Annotated in this window: 14 protein-coding genes, 1 tRNA gene and 3 pseudogenes; 1 reads left to right on the top strand and 17 read right to left on the bottom strand. The window is 67.6% G+C overall.

What is annotated here, in order from left to right:
• Positions 1–12: 12 nt before the first annotated feature.
• The 6 genes and pseudogenes from kdpB to ACEUEL_RS15740 all read right to left on the bottom strand — a co-directional run.
• On the bottom strand, positions 13–2,055 hold the full coding sequence (kdpB, locus tag ACEUEL_RS15765; protein WP_405707293.1) for a potassium-transporting ATPase subunit KdpB: 2,043 nt from the start codon (positions 2,053–2,055) through the stop codon (positions 13–15).
• Positions 2,056–2,063: 8 nt separating this feature from the next.
• Positions 2,064–3,755: a potassium-transporting ATPase subunit KdpA gene (gene kdpA / locus ACEUEL_RS15760; RefSeq protein ID WP_405707291.1), complete on the bottom strand. Its 1,692-nt coding sequence runs from the start codon at positions 3,753–3,755 to the stop codon at positions 2,064–2,066.
• An 11-nt stretch (positions 3,756–3,766) separates the two neighbouring features.
• A complete protein-coding gene (gene kdpF, locus ACEUEL_RS15755; protein WP_405707289.1) occupies positions 3,767–3,856 on the bottom strand; it encodes a K(+)-transporting ATPase subunit F in 90 nt (29 codons plus the stop codon).
• 383 nt (positions 3,857–4,239) lie between these two features.
• Complete coding sequence (locus tag ACEUEL_RS15750) at positions 4,240–4,707, bottom strand: MarR family winged helix-turn-helix transcriptional regulator (protein WP_405707287.1); 468 nt, start codon at positions 4,705–4,707, stop codon at positions 4,240–4,242.
• A 295-nt stretch (positions 4,708–5,002) separates the two neighbouring features.
• Positions 5,003–6,091 (bottom strand): ABC transporter ATP-binding protein, encoded by a 1,089-nt coding sequence (locus ACEUEL_RS15745; protein WP_405707285.1) that lies wholly within the window; start codon positions 6,089–6,091, stop codon positions 5,003–5,005.
• Positions 6,088–6,609 (bottom strand): annotated as a pseudogene (locus ACEUEL_RS15740) (ABC transporter permease); the annotation flags it as partial. The gene ACEUEL_RS15745 and the pseudogene ACEUEL_RS15740, both read right to left, overlap by 4 nt.
• Between ACEUEL_RS15740 and ACEUEL_RS15735 the strand changes: the two are divergent.
• Positions 6,604–6,786, top strand: a pseudogene (locus ACEUEL_RS15735) (hypothetical protein); the annotation flags it as partial. The pseudogenes ACEUEL_RS15740 and ACEUEL_RS15735 overlap by 6 nt on opposite strands.
• 291 nt (positions 6,787–7,077) lie before the next feature.
• Here the strand turns inward: ACEUEL_RS15735 and ACEUEL_RS15730 are convergent.
• The 11 genes and pseudogenes from ACEUEL_RS15730 to ACEUEL_RS15680 form a co-directional block, all read right to left on the bottom strand.
• Positions 7,078–7,464: a hypothetical protein gene (locus ACEUEL_RS15730; RefSeq protein ID WP_405707283.1), complete on the bottom strand. Its 387-nt coding sequence runs from the start codon at positions 7,462–7,464 to the stop codon at positions 7,078–7,080.
• Between the two features lie 47 nt (positions 7,465–7,511).
• Positions 7,512–9,215, bottom strand: a complete 1,704-nt coding sequence (locus ACEUEL_RS15725; protein WP_405707281.1) for a conjugal transfer protein TraG — start codon at positions 9,213–9,215, stop codon at positions 7,512–7,514.
• A 21-nt stretch (positions 9,216–9,236) separates the two neighbouring features.
• Positions 9,237–10,976 carry a relaxase/mobilization nuclease domain-containing protein gene (locus ACEUEL_RS15720; RefSeq protein WP_405707279.1) on the bottom strand — a complete coding sequence of 580 codons (1,740 nt, stop codon included), beginning with the start codon at positions 10,974–10,976 and terminating at the stop codon, positions 9,237–9,239.
• Positions 10,977–11,219: 243 nt separating this feature from the next.
• Positions 11,220–11,636, bottom strand: coding sequence for a lytic transglycosylase domain-containing protein (locus tag ACEUEL_RS15715; RefSeq protein WP_454892298.1), 417 nt, complete (start codon positions 11,634–11,636; stop codon positions 11,220–11,222).
• Between the two features lie 30 nt (positions 11,637–11,666).
• Positions 11,667–12,125, bottom strand: a pseudogene (locus ACEUEL_RS15710) (DUF932 domain-containing protein); the annotation flags it as partial.
• A gap of 574 nt (positions 12,126–12,699) precedes the next feature.
• A tRNA-Gly gene (locus tag ACEUEL_RS15705) sits at positions 12,700–12,774 on the bottom strand.
• 40 nt (positions 12,775–12,814) lie between these two features.
• Positions 12,815–12,988 (bottom strand): hypothetical protein, encoded by a 174-nt coding sequence (locus ACEUEL_RS15700; protein ID WP_405707278.1) that lies wholly within the window; start codon positions 12,986–12,988, stop codon positions 12,815–12,817.
• Between the two features lie 414 nt (positions 12,989–13,402).
• Positions 13,403–14,155, bottom strand: a complete 753-nt coding sequence (locus tag ACEUEL_RS15695; RefSeq protein WP_405707276.1) for an AraC family transcriptional regulator — start codon at positions 14,153–14,155, stop codon at positions 13,403–13,405.
• Positions 14,156–14,735: 580 nt separating this feature from the next.
• Positions 14,736–15,095, bottom strand: a complete 360-nt coding sequence (locus ACEUEL_RS15690) for a response regulator transcription factor (protein ID WP_405707603.1) — start codon at positions 15,093–15,095, stop codon at positions 14,736–14,738.
• A gap of 201 nt (positions 15,096–15,296) precedes the next feature.
• Positions 15,297–15,956 (bottom strand): response regulator transcription factor, encoded by a 660-nt coding sequence (locus ACEUEL_RS15685; RefSeq protein ID WP_405707274.1) that lies wholly within the window; start codon positions 15,954–15,956, stop codon positions 15,297–15,299.
• Entirely contained in the window at positions 15,953–17,404 is a 1,452-nt protein-coding gene (locus ACEUEL_RS15680) for a two-component system sensor histidine kinase NtrB (protein WP_405707272.1), read from the bottom strand. Before ACEUEL_RS15680 ends, ACEUEL_RS15685 begins: the two co-directional genes overlap by 4 nt.
• Positions 17,405–17,448: the final 44 nt, after the last annotated feature.

The following is a 17,448-nucleotide window of genomic DNA, read 5'->3' as shown; positions in this document are numbered from 1 at the left end:
TGTGTGAGTCTCTCAGGCCAGATGCAGGAGATCGACGAGAAGGTCGACGGCCTTGATGCCGATGAAGGGAACGACGAGCCCGCCCAGCCCGTAGACGAGGAGATTGCGCCCCAGCAGCGCCGACGCGGAGGCAGGCTTGTAGGACACCCCCTTCAGGGCGATGGGGATCAGCGCCACGATGACCAGGGCATTGAAGATGACGGCCGACAGGATGGCGGATTGCGGGCTCCCCAGCCCCATCACATCAAGCGCGCCGAGGCCCGGATAGGCCGCCACGAACAGGGCGGGCAGGATGGCGAAGTATTTCGCCACGTCGTTGGCGACCGAGAAGGTGGTGAGCGCGCCCCGGGAAATCAGCAACTGCTTGCCGACCAGCACGATCTCGATGAGCTTGGTCGGGTCGCTGTCGAGATCGATGAGGTTGCCGGCCTCCTTGGCCGCCGGGGTGCCCGTATTCATGGCGACCCCGACGTCGGCCTGCGCGAGCGCGGGCGCATCATTTGAACCGTCGCCGCACATGGCGACGAGGCGTCCCTCTGCCTGCTCGCGGCGGATCAGCTCCAGCTTCTTCTCCGGCGTCGCCTCGGCAAGGAAATCGTCCACTCCCGCTTCGGCGGCGATGGCGGCGGCGGTGAGCGGGTTGTCGCCGGTGATCATAACCGTCCGGATGCCCATGCGGCGCAGCTCGGCGAAGCGCTCCCGAATGGCCGGCTTCACCACGTCCTTCAGGTGGATGACGCCGAGCACGCGTCGATCCTTCGCCACGACCAGGGGGGTGCCGCCGGACGCGCCGATGCGCTTGACGATCTGGTCGACCGCCGGGCTCAGCGGCGCGCCTGACAGCAGCGCCATGGCATCGGACGCCCCCTTGCGGAGGGCGACGCCGCCGGGCAGGTCGACGCCCGACATGCGGGTGTGGGCGCTGAACGGCACGAACACGGCGCGCGCATCCGGCGTCGCGATCAGGGCAAACCGACGCCGCGCCAGGTCGACGATGGATTTGCCCTCGGGCGTGTCGTCGGCGAGCGAGGCCAGAAGCGCGGCTTCCGCCAGTTCCTGCTCGGTGACGCCCGGCGCCGGCTCGAACGCATCCGCCATACGGTTGCCGAAGGTGATGGTGCCGGTCTTGTCCAGCAGCAGCACGTCGATATCGCCGGCGGCCTCCACCGCGCGGCCCGACTTCGCCACCACATTGGCCTTCACCAGCCGTTCCATGCCGGCGATGCCGATCGCCGAGAGCAGGCCGCCGATCGTGGTGGGAATGAGCGTGACGAACAGGGCGACGAGGTAGATCACCGGGATGGTGGTGCCCGACCACGACGCGAAGACCGGCAACGTCACCACGACGAGCAGGAACACCAGCGTCAGCGCCGCCAGTAAGATGTCGAGGGCGATCTCGTTGGGGGTCTTCTGGCGCTTCGCGCCTTCCACCAGCGCGATCATGCGGTCGAGGAAGGTCTCGCCGGGCTTCGCCGTAACGCGCACCACCAGCCAGTCGGAGACGAGACGGGTGCCGCCGGTGACGGAGGAGCGGTCGCCGCCGGATTCGCGGATCACCGGCGCGCTCTCGCCGGTGATGGCGCTCTCGTCCACGGAGGCGGCACCCTCGACCACCTCGCCGTCGGTGGGAATTGTATCCCCGGCCTCCACCAGGATCAGCTCGCCGACCTCGACGCGCGCGATGTCCTTGGTGGTGATCGTGGTGCGATCCGCGGGAGTGGCAAGCGCCTTGGCCTTGGCGGAGGATTTGGTGGCGCGGAACGCATCGGCCCGCGCCTTGCCGCGACCCTCGGCTACGGCTTCGGCGAAGTTGGCGAACAGCACCGTGAACCAGAGCCAGATGGCGATCTGCAGCCCGATGAAAGCGTTCGGGCCGCCCGCCAGCGCCTCGCGCAACGCCAGCACGGTGGCGACGAGGCTGACGAGAGCGGTGGAGAAGATCACCGGATTGCGGGCGAGGCTGCGCGGATCGAGCTTGCGCAGCGCCTGGGCCGCCGCCGGCGCGATGATCCCGGGCGCGAAAAGGCCGAGTGGGGGGGAAGAATGCTTGCTCATGGCAGATCTCAGAAGGTCCGGCCGGCCAGCAGGGAGACGTGCTCCGCGAGCGGTCCGAGGGCGAGGACGGGGAGGAAGGTCAGTGCCCCGATGATGAGGATGGTGGCGATCAGCAGCGCGACGAACAGCGCGCCGTGGGTCGGGAAGGTGCCGGCGGTTGCCGGCGCCGTCTTCTTGGCGGCGAGGCTTCCGGCGATGGCGAGGATCGGGATGATGTAGCCGAACCGGCCGAGCATCATGGCGATGCCCAGGAAGGTATTGTGCCACATCGTATTGGCGGAAAAGCCCGCAAAGGCCGAGCCATTGTTGCCGGTGGCGGAGGAATAGGCATAGAGCAGTTCGGAGAGGCCATGCGGGCCGGCGTCCTGCACCGAGCTCTGCGCCGTGCCGGCGGCGATGGCGAGGGCGGGCAGGATCAGCGCGCCGAGCGGCATGACCAGCAGGGTGAGCGCGGCCAGCTTCACCTCCCGCGCCTCGATCTTCTTGCCGAGATATTCCGGTGTCCGCCCGACCATGAGGCCCGCCAGGAACACGGCGAGGATGACGAACAGCAGCATGCCGGTGAGACCGACGCCGACGCCGCCGAACACAACCTCGCCCAGCTGGATGTTCAGCATTGTCACCAGTCCGCCGAGCGGCGTGAAGCTGTCGTGCATGGCGTTGACCGAGCCATTGGAGGCCGCGGTGGTCGCGGCGGCCCACAGGGTGGAGCCGAGGATGCCGAAGCGGACCTCCTTGCCCTCCATGTTGCCGGAGCCGGCGTCCACCAGTCCTGCCTGCAGCGGGTTGCCGGCCTGCTCGGCGGCATAGAGGGCCGCAAAGCCCGCGACGAACAGCAGCGCCATGGCGGCGAACAGCGCGCGCCCCTGCCGCCGGTCGCCCACCATCCGGCCGTAGGTGAAGCAGAAGGCGGCGGGAAGGGCGAGGATGGCCAGCGTCGAGAGGAGATTGGTGACCGCCGTCGGGTTCTCGAACGGGTGGGCCGAATTGACGTTGAAGAAGCCGCCGCCATTGGTGCCCAGCTGCTTGATCGCGACCTGGCTCGCTACCGGGCCGAGCGAAAGGGTCTGGTGCGCGCCTTCCAGCGTGGTGGCGTCGAAGGCCGCGGCCAACGTCTGCGGCAGGCCGCCAAAGGCGAGCACCAATGCCAGCAGCAAGGCGCCGGGCAGCAGGATATAGAGGGTGGCCCGGGTGAGATCGACCCAGAAATTGCCGATCGTCCGGCCCTGTCGGGTCGCGAAGCCGCGCGCCACCGCGGCGGCGACAGCCATGCCGGTGGCGGCCGAGACGAAATTCTGCGTGGTGAGACCCACCATCTGGCTGAAGTTGGAGAGCGTCGTCTCGCCGCCATAGGACTGCCAGTTGGTGTTGGTCACGAACGACAGGGCGGTGTTGAAGGCCAGCGGCGCCGACAGCCCGGGAAGGTCCGCGGGGTTGAGCGGCAGCAGGTGCTGGAAGACCAGCATCAGGAAAAGCAGCGCGAACCCCGCCGCATTGAAGGCGAGGAGCGCAAGCGCATAGCCGGTCCAGCGTTGGGGCTTCTCGCCCGCAGGCCCCGCGGCCCGAAGCAAGGCCCGCTCCGCGGGCGCTAGAAAGCGCATTTCGCCGGCGAAGGCCGCCGCCATGTAGGCGCCGAGTGGAACAGCGACTGCGAGGAGCAGCCCGCAGAACAGGACAAACTGAAGGAGATCGGCGTCCATGCCGGCTTCTCCTAAAACAACTCGGGGCGCAGCAGCGCCACGAGGAGATAGGCGAAGAGGAGAACGGCCGTCGCCAGGCCGAGGCTGAGGTCGAGGGTCATGGCGCGCCTCTCAGATGCGGTCGGCGGTGACGACGGCGACGGAGGCGAGCGCGAAGAGGGCGAGGCCTCCCGCAAGAAAGGACAGGTCGGCGATCATGATAAGCTCCGGTTCAAACTCACCCGGAGCTACGCCTCACGCGCATAAAGCCGATAGGCGAAATGCTTCCACGCGCATAAAGGCGGCGTAACGGAGGCTGTTCACGGCTGCCCGAACGGCCCGACCCGTAACGGTGGGCGCCAATGCAAACGCACCCGAGGCATAAGTTGCGCCCCGAAGACTTCAGCGCGCCTTGGAAACACGGCATCGAAGCCGCAGGACTTGAAGCCCCTGCGGTGACCCATGATGCCTGAGCCGAGGGACACCGCGAAGCTCTCCGTCCCGATCAGGTGGGCGCGCTCCAGCCACCGATCTGGGAGTAGATCGCGTCTCGCAGATGCCTGATGTCATGGTTGAGCTTGGCCAGTGCGTCCGGGCTCTGCGTCGATGCCGCCCGCAAGGCGCTGCCAAGGCATCCGGCTCTCGATTGCAGCGCGCGCCCGGTGCTCGTCAAGGTGACGACGACTTGCCGTTCATTCGCCGGGTTGCGTGTCCTTCGCAGCAGGCCGGCCGCTTCGAGACGCTTCAGCACAGGGGTAAGAGTGCTCGACTCCAGCGCTAGTTTCTCGGCGATCGCTCCAACGGTGCGTTCGTCCTGCCGCCACAGGACGTTGAGCACGAGATATTGCGGGTATGTCAGTCCAAGCCCGTCGAGAAGGGGTTTGTACAGCCGCTGGATCGCGATCTCGGCTGAATAGATCGCGTAGCACAACTGGTCGTCCAATGCCGGCGGATCATCTGGTCGGTCATTCATGGTGCGCCCTTCCCGCAAAGGCCTGTAGCGTTGGCGAGGACACAAGACAGGTATCGCGATAATTACGTCCCTGACAATTCTACGTGCTGCCTTTGAATATATACATCGATAATCGATATCTCGATAAATATGTGCGATACGCCAAGCGGCCGATGCGCTTGGCCGGCTCGGTTGGGCTGATCGAAGTGAGCAAGCAGGTGGGCCTGATGCCTCAAGGAGAGTTGCCTGCGGCGCTGATAGCGATCCTCGGCCCTCTTGGGCGCCAGCTGTGTCGGAGTTCGCCGGGCGCGGTTCCTCAGCCTGCGAACAGGCGAACGTCAGAGGCTTCCCAACTCAGCCGCACACGCTCGCCGATGACCGGATCATGCGCCATCGGCGCGCCGGCGGGCAGCCGGACATTCACCTGCGCACCCCAGCCGGTCGTCACCGCGAAGTGGAAGGTCTCACCGATGAAGGTCGCGTCGGACAGCACGGCGTCGATGCCCGGCCGCGCGGCCGCTTGCGCCGGGTCGGCGAGCTGCAATCGGTCGGGGCGGATCATGAGCTGTGCCAAGGCGCCGGGGGAAGTCGCCGCGCGCAGCGGAATATCGGCGCAGCCGCTGCCGTCGGGAAAGACGATGTCGACGCGGTCGTCCTTCCGGCCCGCAATGGTGCAGTCGAGGAAGTTGGAATGGCCGACGAAGCCGGCCACGAAACGGGTGTGCGGCTCCTCATAGAGTTCGCGTCCCTTGCCCACCTGCTCGATGCGGCCGTGATTGAACAGCGCGACCCGATCGGACAGGCTCAGCGCCTCCTCCTGGTCGTGGGTGACGTAGAGGATGGTCACGCCGGTCTCTCGATGGATGCGGCGGATCTCGGCCTGGATCTCCTCGCGCAGCTTCTTGTCAAGCGCCGAGAGCGGCTCATCCATCAGCAGCAGCGGCGGACCATAGGCGAGCGCTCGCGCCAGCGCGACGCGCTGCTGCTGGCCGCCGGAGAGCTGGGCGGGCATGCGGTCGGCGAAGCTCTCGAGCCGAACGAGTGCCAGCATCCCCTCGACCTTGCGGGAGATCTCGGCCCTCGACCACCGCCGCACCCGCAGCGGAAAGGCGACGTTCTCGGCGATGCTGAGATGGGGAAACAGCGTGTAGCGCTGGAACACCATCCCGATGTTCCGCTTGTTCGACGGGTCGGCAAGGATGCTGCGTCCGTCGATGCGGATGTCCCCGTCCGACGGCTGGAAAAAGCCGGCGATCATGTAGAGCGTGGTGCTCTTGCCCGAGCCGGAGGGTCCGAGAAAGGTGACGAACTCCCCGCGGGCGATCTCGAGCGAGACGTCGCTGACCGCGGCGAAACTGCCGAACTTCTTGGAAACGGCACGGATGTCTAGGAAGGGCGAGGTCATGAGCGGACGTCCTTGCGAAGCAGTGCGGCGAGCGCCATGAGGCCGGCGGTCAATGCGATGAGGACGGTGGAGACGGCGGCGATGACCGGCGAGAGGTCCTGCCGCAGCGTGCCGAAGATGCGCACCGGTAGGGTCTGGAGGTCGGGGCTCGCCATGAAGATGGCGATGACCACCTCGTCCCAGGAGGCGAGGAAGGAAAAGATCGCCGCGCTGATCAGCCCGAGCCGGATGCCGGGCAGGGTGACGCGGATCTTGGCCTCCAGCGGGCTGGCGCCGCACACGATGGCCGCGGTCTCGATGTCGCGGTCGAACTGTTCCAGCGCGTTGCAGATGGCGATGATCGAGAAGGGCAGCGCGATCACCAGATGCGCCAGCACGAAGCCGATGAAGGTGCCGTTCAGGTGCAGGCGCAGGAAGAACGCATAGAGCGCGACCGCCAGCACCACCACCGGCAGGATCATCGGGGTGAGGAACAGCGCCCGCAGCGCCTCGCGGCCGCGGAAGGTGCCGCGCGCGAGGGCCCCGGTGGCTTCACGGGAGGCCTGAGCGCGGAGAACTACCTCGCCATCACCGGCACCTCACGACCCACCGCCACGCGCGATCTGCACGATCTCGTCGAGAAAGGCGCCCTGACGCGCACTGGCGAGCGCCGCTACACGCGCTACCACCTTAACCTGCAGGGTGCGCGCGGATAGTTGCGGGCGGCAACGTCAGTGGCGCAACCGCTTTGTCCTTTCGCCCCGGGGGACATCCGCTTTCAACCTGCAGGATGCGTCAGAAACGGACCTTGCCAAGTGGGTGTCTGCACGTCCGGTATGGGGGCCGGGAGCGGACTGTCCGCTTTTGATCATGGTATGTTGGAAAGCAGCCACTGGGTATGCGGCCGTGCCGGTGGCTCATTTGGGGTCGTGCTGCGGACAGACCATTCGAGCGATCATCGGCGTGTTGCTGCCGTTCAGAACACCCCTCGCCTGGCGACAGCGGCGTCATCGGCACGTGGCTTCGCGAGATTTGTCGCGTGCTATCCGGAGAATCTCGTCTCGTAACCGGCTGAAATACGGCGTGTCCGACATTTGCTTTATCAAATGGCCGTGCCAGTTCTTTGCGATGCCGAACGTATGCTCCAGATACGCTAAAGCCGTCTTTCCATCTGCGATCCTGTTGCGGTGGTAGGTGCGGATGACATCCGGAAGGCCCTCCAGACGTTGTTGAACCGCTGAGCGGACGTTGAAGCGCTCAGCGGTGAACTCGTCCCAAACGAACTCGGCCGCCGTCACCCGTGCCCGAAGGTGGTCCTCGTCGATCGTCTCGTCACCCCAATAGACCTTTGCAATAATTTTGCCCGTCTTGTTCCGATGCACCAGGTGGACCATCGCATACTTGCAGAGGGCGCCATTGAACTGCCTCTCTAGAACCATGGCTATTGTGCTTTCGACCGTCGCCCGGTCCCGCGAACCCAGAGTGGCGAACGACACGTCGTCCAGAATATGTGCGCATAGGTCGGCGTGCTGCAGGACAATGTTCTCCATCTCGTGCTGAGCGAGGAACACCACCCCTGCGGCAGCTGCATGACCTCGCCGGGGGTGAGCAACGGGCGTGCGGTTTCCGAGCGCGACACCATCAGATGACCCAGCCAGGGCGAGAGCCGGTGGCCGGCATAGTTCTTCATCGCCTTCATCTCGGTGGCGGTGCCGAGCGCATCCGACACACGCTTCGCGGTGCGCTCGTCGTTCGTGGCGAAGCTCACCCGGGCATGGCAGTTGTCGAGGATGGAGTTGTTCGGCCCGTAGGCCTTCTCGATCTGGTTCAGTGACTGGGCGATGAGGAAGGCTTTCAAGCCGTAGCCGGCCATGAAGGCGAGCGCCGATTCAAAGAAGTCGAGCCGGCCGAGCGCGGGAAACTCGTCGAGCATGAGCAGCAGACGATGGCGGTCGCCCTTGGCCTGCAGGTCCTCGGTCAGCCGTCGGCCGATCTGGTTGAGGAGCAGGCGGATCAGCGGCTTGGTGCGATTGATGTCCGAGGGCGGAACCACGAGGTAGACCGACGTAGGGGCTCTCCCGCCGACGATATCGGCGATGCGCCAGTCGCAGCGCCTCGTCACCTCGGCAATCACCGGATCGCGGTACAGGCCGAGGAAGGACATGGCGGTGGAGAGCACGCCCGAGCGCTCATTGTCGGATTTGTTCAGCAGTTCACGGGCGGCGCTGGCGATGACGGGGTGTGGGCCTGCCTCGCCGAGGTGGGCGGTCTTCATCATGGCGTCGAGCGTGGTCTCGATCGGGCGCTTCGGATCGGAGAGGAAGGCGGCGACGCCGGCGAGCGTCTTGTCCGTCTCGGCATAGAGGACATGGAGGATGGCGCCGACGAGCAGCGCGTGGCTGGTCTTCTCCCAGTGGTTTCGCTTTTCCAGCGAGCCTTCGGGGTCCACCAGGATGTCGGCGATGTTCTGGACGTCACGCACTTCCCATTCGCCGCGCCGTACCTCGAGCAGCGGATTGTAGGCGGCGGACCTGGCATTGGTCGGGTCGAACAGCAGGACGCGGCCATACCGGGCGCGGAAGCCTGCGGTGAGCTGCCAATTCTCACCCTTGATGTCATGGACGATGGCCGATCCTGGCCAAGTCAGCAGCGAGGGCACCACTAGGCCGACGCCCTTGCCGGAGCGGGTCGGCGCGAAGCACAGCACATGCTCGGGTCCATCATGACGCAGATAGTCCCGTTCATACCGGCCGAGCACGACGCCATCCGAGCCGAGCAGCCCGGCGGCCCGGACCTCCTCCTTCTCGGCCCAGCGCGCTGAACCATAGGTCTCGACCCTGGAGGCCTCCCGCGCCCGCCAGACCGACAGGGCGATGGTGACCGCGATGGAGAGGAAGCCGCCCGAGGCGGCGATCAGCGCCCCCCGGAAGAACACGTCCGGCGCATAGGCGTCGAAAAAGTACCACCACCAGAAGAAGGCCGGCGGATAGTAGACGGGCAGCCCGAGAAGCGCGAACCACGGCGCGCCCAGCTGCGCCTGAAAGCCGAGGCTCCAGGCCACATATTGTGTCGCGCCCCAGATCGCCGCCAGCACGATGAGCAGCACGGTGAGGATCTGCCCCCAGAGGATTTTCGTCGCCGACATGGTGATAATCCCTCTCTCGGGTCAGAGGCCGAGGCCGCGCTTGCGGCCGAAGCTCCAATCGACGCCGCCATCGTCACGGGCGACGCCGGAGACATGCTTGCCGAGCTGGCGCTCCACCGAGGGTGACCAGGGCACGAGCTGGAAGCCGAGGCCGTCGTCGAGTATGGCGAAGCGGCCGGAGGCGAGGTTGAGGCGCTGGCGATAGGTGCCGGCGACGTACTCGCCGCTGCCGGCCCTGTTGAACGGCAAGCCGAACTCGGCGGCGAGCTTCTCGCCGACAGCGTCCAGCTCACGGCGGCGCAGCGTCTCGATGAGGTTGCGGGCGAAGACGATCCGCCGTCCCTGCCGCTCAGCCAGCCCCTCGCGGACGAGATGTTCGGCGCGTCGGTCAAGTGCCTGACTCACGTCAGCGCCGAAGCCGCCGTCCGACAAGGCGATGGCGTCACGCGCAATGGCCTGCCGGTCGAGCCAGGTGGCGCCAGTGGCGGTCACCTGATGGGCGAGATCTAGATCGGAGCGCACAGCGAGCGCGACGCGCCGCTTGCCATGTGCATCGTCAAAGGTGCGCAGTTCGACGATGGAGCCCGGCGCGCCATCGCCGGCGGCATCGAGTTCGGGCAGCCGGATGTGATGGGAGCGGCCGTCCACACCATCTACGATGGCATAGGCGGAGCCGTGGAGTTCATCGTCGAGGCCGCGCGGGACCAGCCGGCCGATCACCGGCACATCGAGACTCTCGGCGGCGAGGACATAGCTTGCCGTGCCGCGCTCTATGCCCCGCTCGTTCAGGGCGCGGTGCATGCGCTTGATGATATCGCCACGCTCACCGAGCCCGCGCAGGGTGGCCTCGGCGTCCGGCCCCATCACCCATTGGGCATTGCCGATCTCACTGGCGAGGCCAAGCGCCTCCAGCTTCCTGAGGCGCCCGATCTTCAGCGCATGGTGTTCGCTCGGCTGTCGGCCTGGAGCCGGCGCCATGTCGATGATGCCGCTCTCGCGGGTCTCGCGGAGAAGCTGGCGGTCGAGCTCGGTCCAGCGTTCGGCCTCGATCTGGCGTTCCAAACTCCGGCGAATGTCGAGCTCGGTCCGGGGACCGAGTTCCTGGGTGATGAGGTCTCGGGCGCGGTCGCGCATGCCCTCCTTGATGTAGTCGCGGGAGATCACGAGATCCTGGCCGTCGTCGCGGCGGCCCCGGACGATGAGATGTACATGGGGATGCTCTGTGTTCCAGTGATCGACGGCGACCCAGTCGAGACCGGTGCCGAGGTCCTTTTCCATCTGCCGGGCGAGGTCTCGGGTGAAGGCCCGCAGGTCCTCCATCTCCAAGGCGTCGTCGGGCGACACGATGAAGCGGAAATGGTGACGGTCATCGCGGCAACGCTCGGTGAAGGCGTCGACATCCACGCCTTCGCTCTCGGGACCGAACATCCGCGCCTTCTCGCCGTCGCGCATCACGCCCTCGCGGCGGAGATAGGTGAGGTGCTGACTGAGGGAGCCCACGCAGGCTGTGTGTCGGACGACGCGGGCTTTCACCACGGCGCCGCGTGAGTGCGGCGTGATCCGGCGGCTGGCCTGAAGGCTGGCGACCTGCCCGCTGCCGAAACGCGAGCGGTTGCCGGCGGCGATCTTGCCGGTGCGAGAGACCCCGCCGCCGGCCTTGCGGGCCGCAGCGAGCGCCTGGGCGACGAAGGGGCGGGCCTGCTGGGCGCGGGTCGAGCGGATGCGGCCGGGACGGACGCGGAACTCGCGGTCATCGCTCATGGCGAAGCCTCGCAATGTGCGGAAAATCGTTGATGTGCCGCCCTTTGCGGCACGCGCGAACCTTGCGGTTCTGCTCTGCAAGGTGCCGAGAGCGAGGAAAACACCTGCAAAAACAACATCCCGACCGCCGCGCACTGTGCGCCCTTTTATCCTGCCCTCGTGCGGTCGTGATTCCTGTGCTGCGCCTCCTTCCTCGCCACGGAACGCCAGAGCCCGACAGGATGCGAAAACGGGTCCGCCGCGTCATGGCGCCCTTCGTGCTGGCAAAGGTGCAACGAAGAGCGCGCCCGGTCGCGGGGTGAGGAGCGCCGCATCGGTGGGATTGCTGCGCGCGGGCGGCGTGGAGAACAGCGGCGCCGCGCGCCAGCTTTGCGCCATTGGCCGCACCGATCCGGTGGCGCCGGCTGCAGGCTCTTTGTCGATGATCGGCGCGATAGCCGCGATGTAAGTGCGCGTTTCTGGCGGCAGCGGCTTTCCGGAAAGCGGGGCCTCATAGCGCGAAGGCCCGGCATTGTAGGCCGCGAGCATGGCGCGGACGCTGCCATATCGGTCGTGGAGTTGGCGCAGGTAGGCCGCGCCCGCCAGGATGTTGTCGCGCGGGTCGAAGGGATCGGCGCCGAGACCGTAATGGTTCCGAAGCTCGTCCCAGGTCACGGGCATGATCTGCATCAGCCCCATGGCACCGGCGGGTGAGATGGCGCGCAGCTCGGTGCGGCCGTTGTCGGTCTCATAGGTCTTGATCTGTTCGGCGCGGTGCGCGGTCAGGCCATATTGCAGGTTGATGCCGGCCAGCGCGGCGGGAAGCTGGCGCAGATAGGCGGCCGGCGCCCCGATCTGGGCCGCGAGCTGGCCGAAGGACCAATGGTTGGGCTCAACGGGTGCGTCCGCCCCGGGCAGCACCAGCGCCAGCCGCTCGGTATTGGACCGGCTCGCCTCCACATGGATGCGGGACGTCTCCACAAGGCGCGACCGGCTGTGATCGGCCCGGCCCCGCACCATCGCGGTCAGTTCGCCGAGCGACAGGAAGCGCTCGTCATCCGGCCGTGAGAACCATTCAGACGACACGCGGCCGACCCGCTCGCCGCGCGTGACATTCACTTTGTAGCCGCCAGTGGCGTCGCGACCGGCATCCAGAACCTGCATGTTCATGGGGATCACCCTCCATGACGGGCGCCGGAAGACACTCTCTCTCGGCCCTCAACCCGTCACGGAAATCCAGACCAGCCTCTCACACTTTGGCGCCCTGAGGGCTTTGGGTGGGTCTGCCCGACAGTCAGGGAGGTGTGATCTGAAATTATCCCGAAAGAACTCTCCTGCAGCAGCCAGAGATGGTTGAAACAGTCGACCCAGGTCAGCGTGGCAACCTCGACGGCCTCGAAGGATCGCCAAGGACCTCGGCGATGGATGACCTCAGCCTTGACTCCATGACGGGCGCCGGAAGTCCTCTTCCGGCCCTCAACCCGTCGCGGGATCCCGATCCTACCTTTCACTCTCAGTGGGCGAAAGGACATCCCGTACGCGGGAGAGGTGGTCTGCCGAACAGCCGCATCGCTTTTCCGCGCTGTCGCTGACCGGTCGGGCAGGGCGGGCGCCTACGCTGAAGCGCGCCACGGCTTTCCTTGCCGCGCTTACCGTCTGCTTACCGAAATAGCGAAGCCGTTGCTGGTAAGCAGAAAACGCCCCGAAGGGTGCTTGCTAACCATCTGATTTTATTGAGAAAATTTGGAGCGGGCGATGGGATTCGAACCCACGACCCCAACCTTGGCAAGGTTGTGCTCTACCCCTGAGCTACACCCGCACCGCTCGCTGTCGGCGGCCTCGTCGGCGCCGGCGCGTCTCTATGCCAAATGGCGGCGGGGATTGCAACAGGGGAAAATCACCTTCGTCCGATGGCCGCCGGTCGCAGGCGCGGGCACAGCCGTGCGGCGGGCCGCATCCGCGACGAGCGTTGCGCCGACAGCGAGGAGGATGAGGCCGGCCAGCGCCGGTGTGGCAATGAGCACGAGGGACATCCGTCAACTCCGGCGTTGGCCGCGTTCTGGCCCGCACGCGCCATATCGTGCGACGGCCGGTATCAAGCGGGGAGTGGCGAGGCTGTAAGGGGGCGGGTGGTAACTCCGCCAGCGGGTGGACGGCGGCGCCGACCGCGGCGCGCACTTGTTGCGGCTCGCGGGCAAAGCCCGGCGAGAGCAACGGGGCTGTGCCCGCGGTATCACCGCCACAGGTCGGACGGGGTTGCCGAACGCGGCGGGCGCCTGCCGCGGCTCGTGGGTGCAGCCCGGCGAGAGCAATGCGGCTGTGGTCGCGATATCACCGCAACAGGTTGGACGGCACTGTCCAACGCGGCGGGTGCCGGCTGCGGCTCGCAGGCACAGCCCGGCGCGCGCGACGCGGTGGCGGCAGGTGCAGGGCGCACCGCTTCCGTGTCAGGCGCCGGCCCGGTTGGCGCAGCGCCACTGATAGGGGGTGTCGCCGACGAAGCGGCGGAACACGGCGGTGAAGTGCGCCTGGGTCTGGAAGCCGACGTCGAGGGCGATGGCCACCAGCGAATCGCGCGTTTCCAGCATGAGCGCCTGCGCACGCTCGATCCGGCGGCGGAGCAGATATTCATGGGGGCGCTCGCCGGTCGTGGCCCGGAACTGCGCGGCGAAGTGCATGCGGCTCAGCCCGGCGGCCTCCGCCATGCCCTGAAGCGTCACCTTGCTCGCGAGGTTCTCATCGATATAGGCGACCACGCGCTTCAGCCGCCACTTCTGCAGGCCGGACGCGGCACGCTGGCGCGCGCTCGGCGCGGAGAAGTCGGATGCGTCGGTCGCGGGATCGGAGCGGTCGCCGCCCGCGGAGGGCAGATCCATGACGCGGGTGATGATGGCGAGGCGCAGCGCATCGGCGTAGACGGCGGCGAAACCCTGCTCGTCCGGCGCTTCGCGCTCGATAGCGGCAAGGGCCTGCGACAGGCGGCGGACCATCGGGTCGGCTCCGGTTGCGGACTGCGCCGCATCGCTGCCGGGCGTACCGGAGAGGCGGGCGATGATCGCCGCCATGTCCGCGCCGGCGCGATCGATCGTCGTGGGAGCGTCGGGGCGGGACAAGGCGGCCAGGGCGCGCGCGGCGATCATCTCGCCGGCGGGAGCGCGGGTGGCCAGGCCTTCGGATGGCGGCATGACATGCATCGACATGATCGGTCTCCCCGTTTGCCCTGTGAACCGCTCCGATCCCTCGACACCGCGTCGGAAGAGAATGTCGGGCGGCTCTTCGACCGGGCGCCGCGGCGTTTCCACGACGGCCGGCCATGGGGAGAGCATCGACGATGGGCCGGAATCCCTCCATTCTACGAGCGTTTGCGGGCCTATATGATGTGTTTGGGCCGCCCATACCTTGGTATGCGACGCCTGCGGCCGTGGCCGCGGCCGGCCGTGGCCCGAGGGCCGGACGCACGGGGCTTCCGCAACGTGGCGGGCCGATGCCGGTGCGTGGGGCAGGCCACGGGCATGCCGCCGACGGCCGAAAGATCGCCGCGTCGAACCGCGTTGCCGGTTGCGGCGGCTGGAACCCTTCCTGTCGAGCAGGTGACCGCATCGCCCCGCGTCGGCCGCAGAGGCGCGGCCTGCGGGGGCCACCCGGCTGCCGCGGCGACGGGCCGGATTCAGCGATGAAGGTCGATGGTGTGCGGGCATCCCGCCTCGCTCCGGTCGGTCCGGACGGCGCGCCGATACCGGACGGCGGCACAGTGTCGGGAGGCGCGGGCGGCCTTCCGCCTCAGCCGATGCCGCCGAGCGCGGTATCGAGGCAGGCGATGATGTCGGTGCCCTCGAAGGGCTTGCTGAGGAAGCCGATCGCGCCCGCCTCGGTCACCTGTCGGCGGATGCGCTCCTCCGGAAAGGCGGTGATGAAGATGAGCGGCAATGCTCGGCCCGCCTCGCGCAGCCGGGCCTGGAGCTCGACGCCGCTCATGCCGGGCATCTGCACGTCGGTGATGACGCAGTCGGTATCGCGCATACAGGGCGAGCGGAGAAATTCCTCGGCGGAGGCGAAGGTGGTCGTCTTCATCCCGAGCGAGCGTACGAGGCTCGCCGTCGCGGTGCGGACGGCTTCGTCATCGTCGATGATCGAGATCATCGCAGGCTGGCTCACGGCTTTGATCCTTCCATCCGGCGGGCCATGGCGGCCCCTTGCCGCATGCTGTGCTTATCCGCCTTCACGCGCCGTCTTGGAATCATATCTAGGTTTGGCATGCCCATCTCTTCGGCAATTGCCGTAGCGGTAGGCAGGTCGACGCCGGTGCATCGCCGGGGCGGCCTTCCGGGCTGACGTGCCGGGCTATTTGCCGGGCGGTTGCAGGCCCAGCGTCTCCGCCATGCGCACGAGATCGGCGAGCGAGCGAGCCTCCATCTTCCGCATCACGTTGCCCCGGTGGATCTTCACGGTGATCTCGCTCAGGCCGACCTCGGCGGCGACCTGCTTGTTCATCAGTCCGGAGGTCACCAGCGCCATCACTTCCTTCTCGCGCGGGCTGAGCGTCTGGTAGAGCTCCTGCAGGCCGGAAAGCGCCTCGTCCGCCTTGCGGCGGGTGCGGTCGCGCTCGATGGCGGCGGAGACCGCATCGAGCAGGTCTTGATCGCGGAACGGCTTGGTGAGGAAATCGACGGCGCCGGCCTTCATCGCCCGCACGGTCATGGGGATGTCGCCATAGCCGGTCATGAAAATGATCGGCATGTCGCGGTCGGAGCGGGCGAGTTGGGCCTGGAAATCGAGGCCGCTGACCCCCGGCAGGCGGATGTCGAGCACCATGCAGCGCGGCACGTCCGGCACCCGGGCGGCGAGCAGTTCGGCGGCGGAGCCGTAGAGAGCGACCTTGAGGCCGACCGAGCGCAGCAGGCTCGAAAGCGCCTCGCGCAGGCCGGCGTCGTCGTCGACGACGATGACGAGGGGATCGCTCGACGGAACGGTGGCGGGGCGCGGTTGCGATGGGGCAGTCACGCGGCGGGCTCCTTGGCAGGGGGCAGGCTCAGGCGGAACTCCATGCCGCCCTCGGGGCGGCGCATGGCATCGATCGTGCCGCCATGGACCTCGAGGATCGAACGGCAGATCGACAGGCCGAGGCCCATGCCGTTCGGCTTCGAGGTATAGAACGGCTCGAACAGGTGCGGCAGGTCGGCCTCCGCGACGCCGATGCCGCCGTCGCGGACGTCGAGCAGGACGCGCGGGCCGCGTTCGTCGGTGCGCTCGCAGCGCGCGGCGACCGTGAGGCGCCGGGGCAGGGGGCTGTCCTGCATGGCCTGGGCGGCGTTCATCATCAGGTTGATGACGACCTGCTGCAGCTGGACGCGATCGCCGGTGACGGCCGGCACGCCGGGCTGCAGCGCGAGCGTCAGCTCGACCCGATGATCGGCCAGCTCGCGCTCGAGCAGCGCCGCCGCCTCGGTGGCGACCGTGGCGAGATCGACCGGAACGTGCTCGGGCGCGGCGCGCCGCGCCAGCGCCCGCAGGCGGGTGACGACCGCGCCGGCCCGCCGGCCGTTGGCGATCATGCGGACCACCGCTTCTTCCACTTCGCGCAGATCCGGTTCAGGGCGGCGGAGCCAGCGCAGGCCCGCCTCGCCATTCGCCACCACGGCGGCCAGCGGCTGGTTCACCTCATGCGCGATGGTCGCGGTCATCTGGCCGAGCGTGGTCACGCGCTCGACATGGTCCAGCGCCTCCTGGGCCTTGCGCAGCTCGTCCTCGGAGCGGCGGCGGGCGGTGATGTCGTTGTTGGTCTCCATGGTGGCGACGGGACGGCCACGGGCGTCGCGCTGCAGCGACCAGCGGCTCGCCACGCTCACCTGCGAGCCGTCCTTGCGGGTGTGCACCAGCTCGCCCTCCCAGCGCCCCTCCTCGCCCAGCTCGCGCGCGACCGCGTCGGCGGGACCGGGAAATACCGTGTGCAGGAGTTCCGCGGTGCGGCGGCCCACCGCTTCGCGCGCGGTCCAGCCATAGAGCTCCTCCGCGCCGCGGTTCCAGAACAGGATGGTGTCGTGCTCGTCGCGCACCAGGATGGCGTCATGGGTGAGGTCGAGCAGCGCGGCCTGGCTGCGCAGCGATTCGGTGGCTCTCTGTCCGCGCAGCGAGAGCAGGGTGGCGACCAGGATCGCGACGACGCTGACGACCGCGCGCATGATCGCCTCGGGCTCGTAGGCTTCGCCATGCACCAGCATCAGGCTGAGCAGCGTCAGCACCACGCACAGCCCGCCGAGGGCCAGTATGCCCGCCCGTGACAGCCGGTCAGCCATCAGCAGCACCACGGCGACGTAGAGCACCGCGATGGCGGTATCGAGCGGGGTCAGCGTATCGATGGCGAAGACCACGGCACCGAGGATCACCGCGACCGTCGGAATGACGGGCGAGGGTGCGGCGCGTGACAGCTCGGCCTGGAGGGGAACGGACATGGGCGGCAGACTAGCAGCTTCCCCTGCCAATGGTCGTATACATA

Source organism: Ancylobacter terrae (genome assembly GCF_045108345.1).
Taxonomy (GTDB): domain Bacteria; phylum Pseudomonadota; class Alphaproteobacteria; order Rhizobiales; family Xanthobacteraceae; genus Ancylobacter.
The sequence above is the reverse complement of the archived record's forward strand: the minus strand, read 5'-3'. Positions and strand labels throughout refer to the sequence as shown.

What these genes read in the sequence shown, in the direction of transcription:
- kdpB (WP_405707293.1), bottom strand. Translation starts at nt 2,055, where the DNA reads ATGAGCAAGCATTCTTCCCCCCCACTCGGCCTTTTCGCGCCCGGGATC.
- kdpA (WP_405707291.1), bottom strand. Translation starts at nt 3,755, where the DNA reads ATGGACGCCGATCTCCTTCAGTTTGTCCTGTTCTGCGGGCTGCTCCTC.
- kdpF (WP_405707289.1), bottom strand. Translation starts at nt 3,856, where the DNA reads ATGACCCTCGACCTCAGCCTCGGCCTGGCGACGGCCGTTCTCCTCTTC.
- ACEUEL_RS15750 (WP_405707287.1), bottom strand. Translation starts at nt 4,707, where the DNA reads ATGAATGACCGACCAGATGATCCGCCGGCATTGGACGACCAGTTGTGC.
- ACEUEL_RS15745 (WP_405707285.1), bottom strand. Translation starts at nt 6,091, where the DNA reads ATGACCTCGCCCTTCCTAGACATCCGTGCCGTTTCCAAGAAGTTCGGC.
- ACEUEL_RS15730 (WP_405707283.1), bottom strand. Translation starts at nt 7,464, where the DNA reads ATGGTCCACCTGGTGCATCGGAACAAGACGGGCAAAATTATTGCAAAG.
- ACEUEL_RS15725 (WP_405707281.1), bottom strand. Translation starts at nt 9,215, where the DNA reads ATGTCGGCGACGAAAATCCTCTGGGGGCAGATCCTCACCGTGCTGCTC.
- ACEUEL_RS15720 (WP_405707279.1), bottom strand. Translation starts at nt 10,976, where the DNA reads ATGAGCGATGACCGCGAGTTCCGCGTCCGTCCCGGCCGCATCCGCTCG.
- ACEUEL_RS15715 (WP_454892298.1), bottom strand. Translation starts at nt 11,636, where the DNA reads ATGCCCGTGACCTGGGACGAGCTTCGGAACCATTACGGTCTCGGCGCC.
- ACEUEL_RS15700 (WP_405707278.1), bottom strand. Translation starts at nt 12,988, where the DNA reads ATGTCCCTCGTGCTCATTGCCACACCGGCGCTGGCCGGCCTCATCCTC.
- ACEUEL_RS15695 (WP_405707276.1), bottom strand. Translation starts at nt 14,155, where the DNA reads ATGTCGATGCATGTCATGCCGCCATCCGAAGGCCTGGCCACCCGCGCT.
- ACEUEL_RS15690 (WP_405707603.1), bottom strand. Translation starts at nt 15,095, where the DNA reads ATGATCTCGATCATCGACGATGACGAAGCCGTCCGCACCGCGACGGCG.
- ACEUEL_RS15680 (WP_405707272.1), bottom strand. Translation starts at nt 17,404, where the DNA reads ATGTCCGTTCCCCTCCAGGCCGAGCTGTCACGCGCCGCACCCTCGCCC.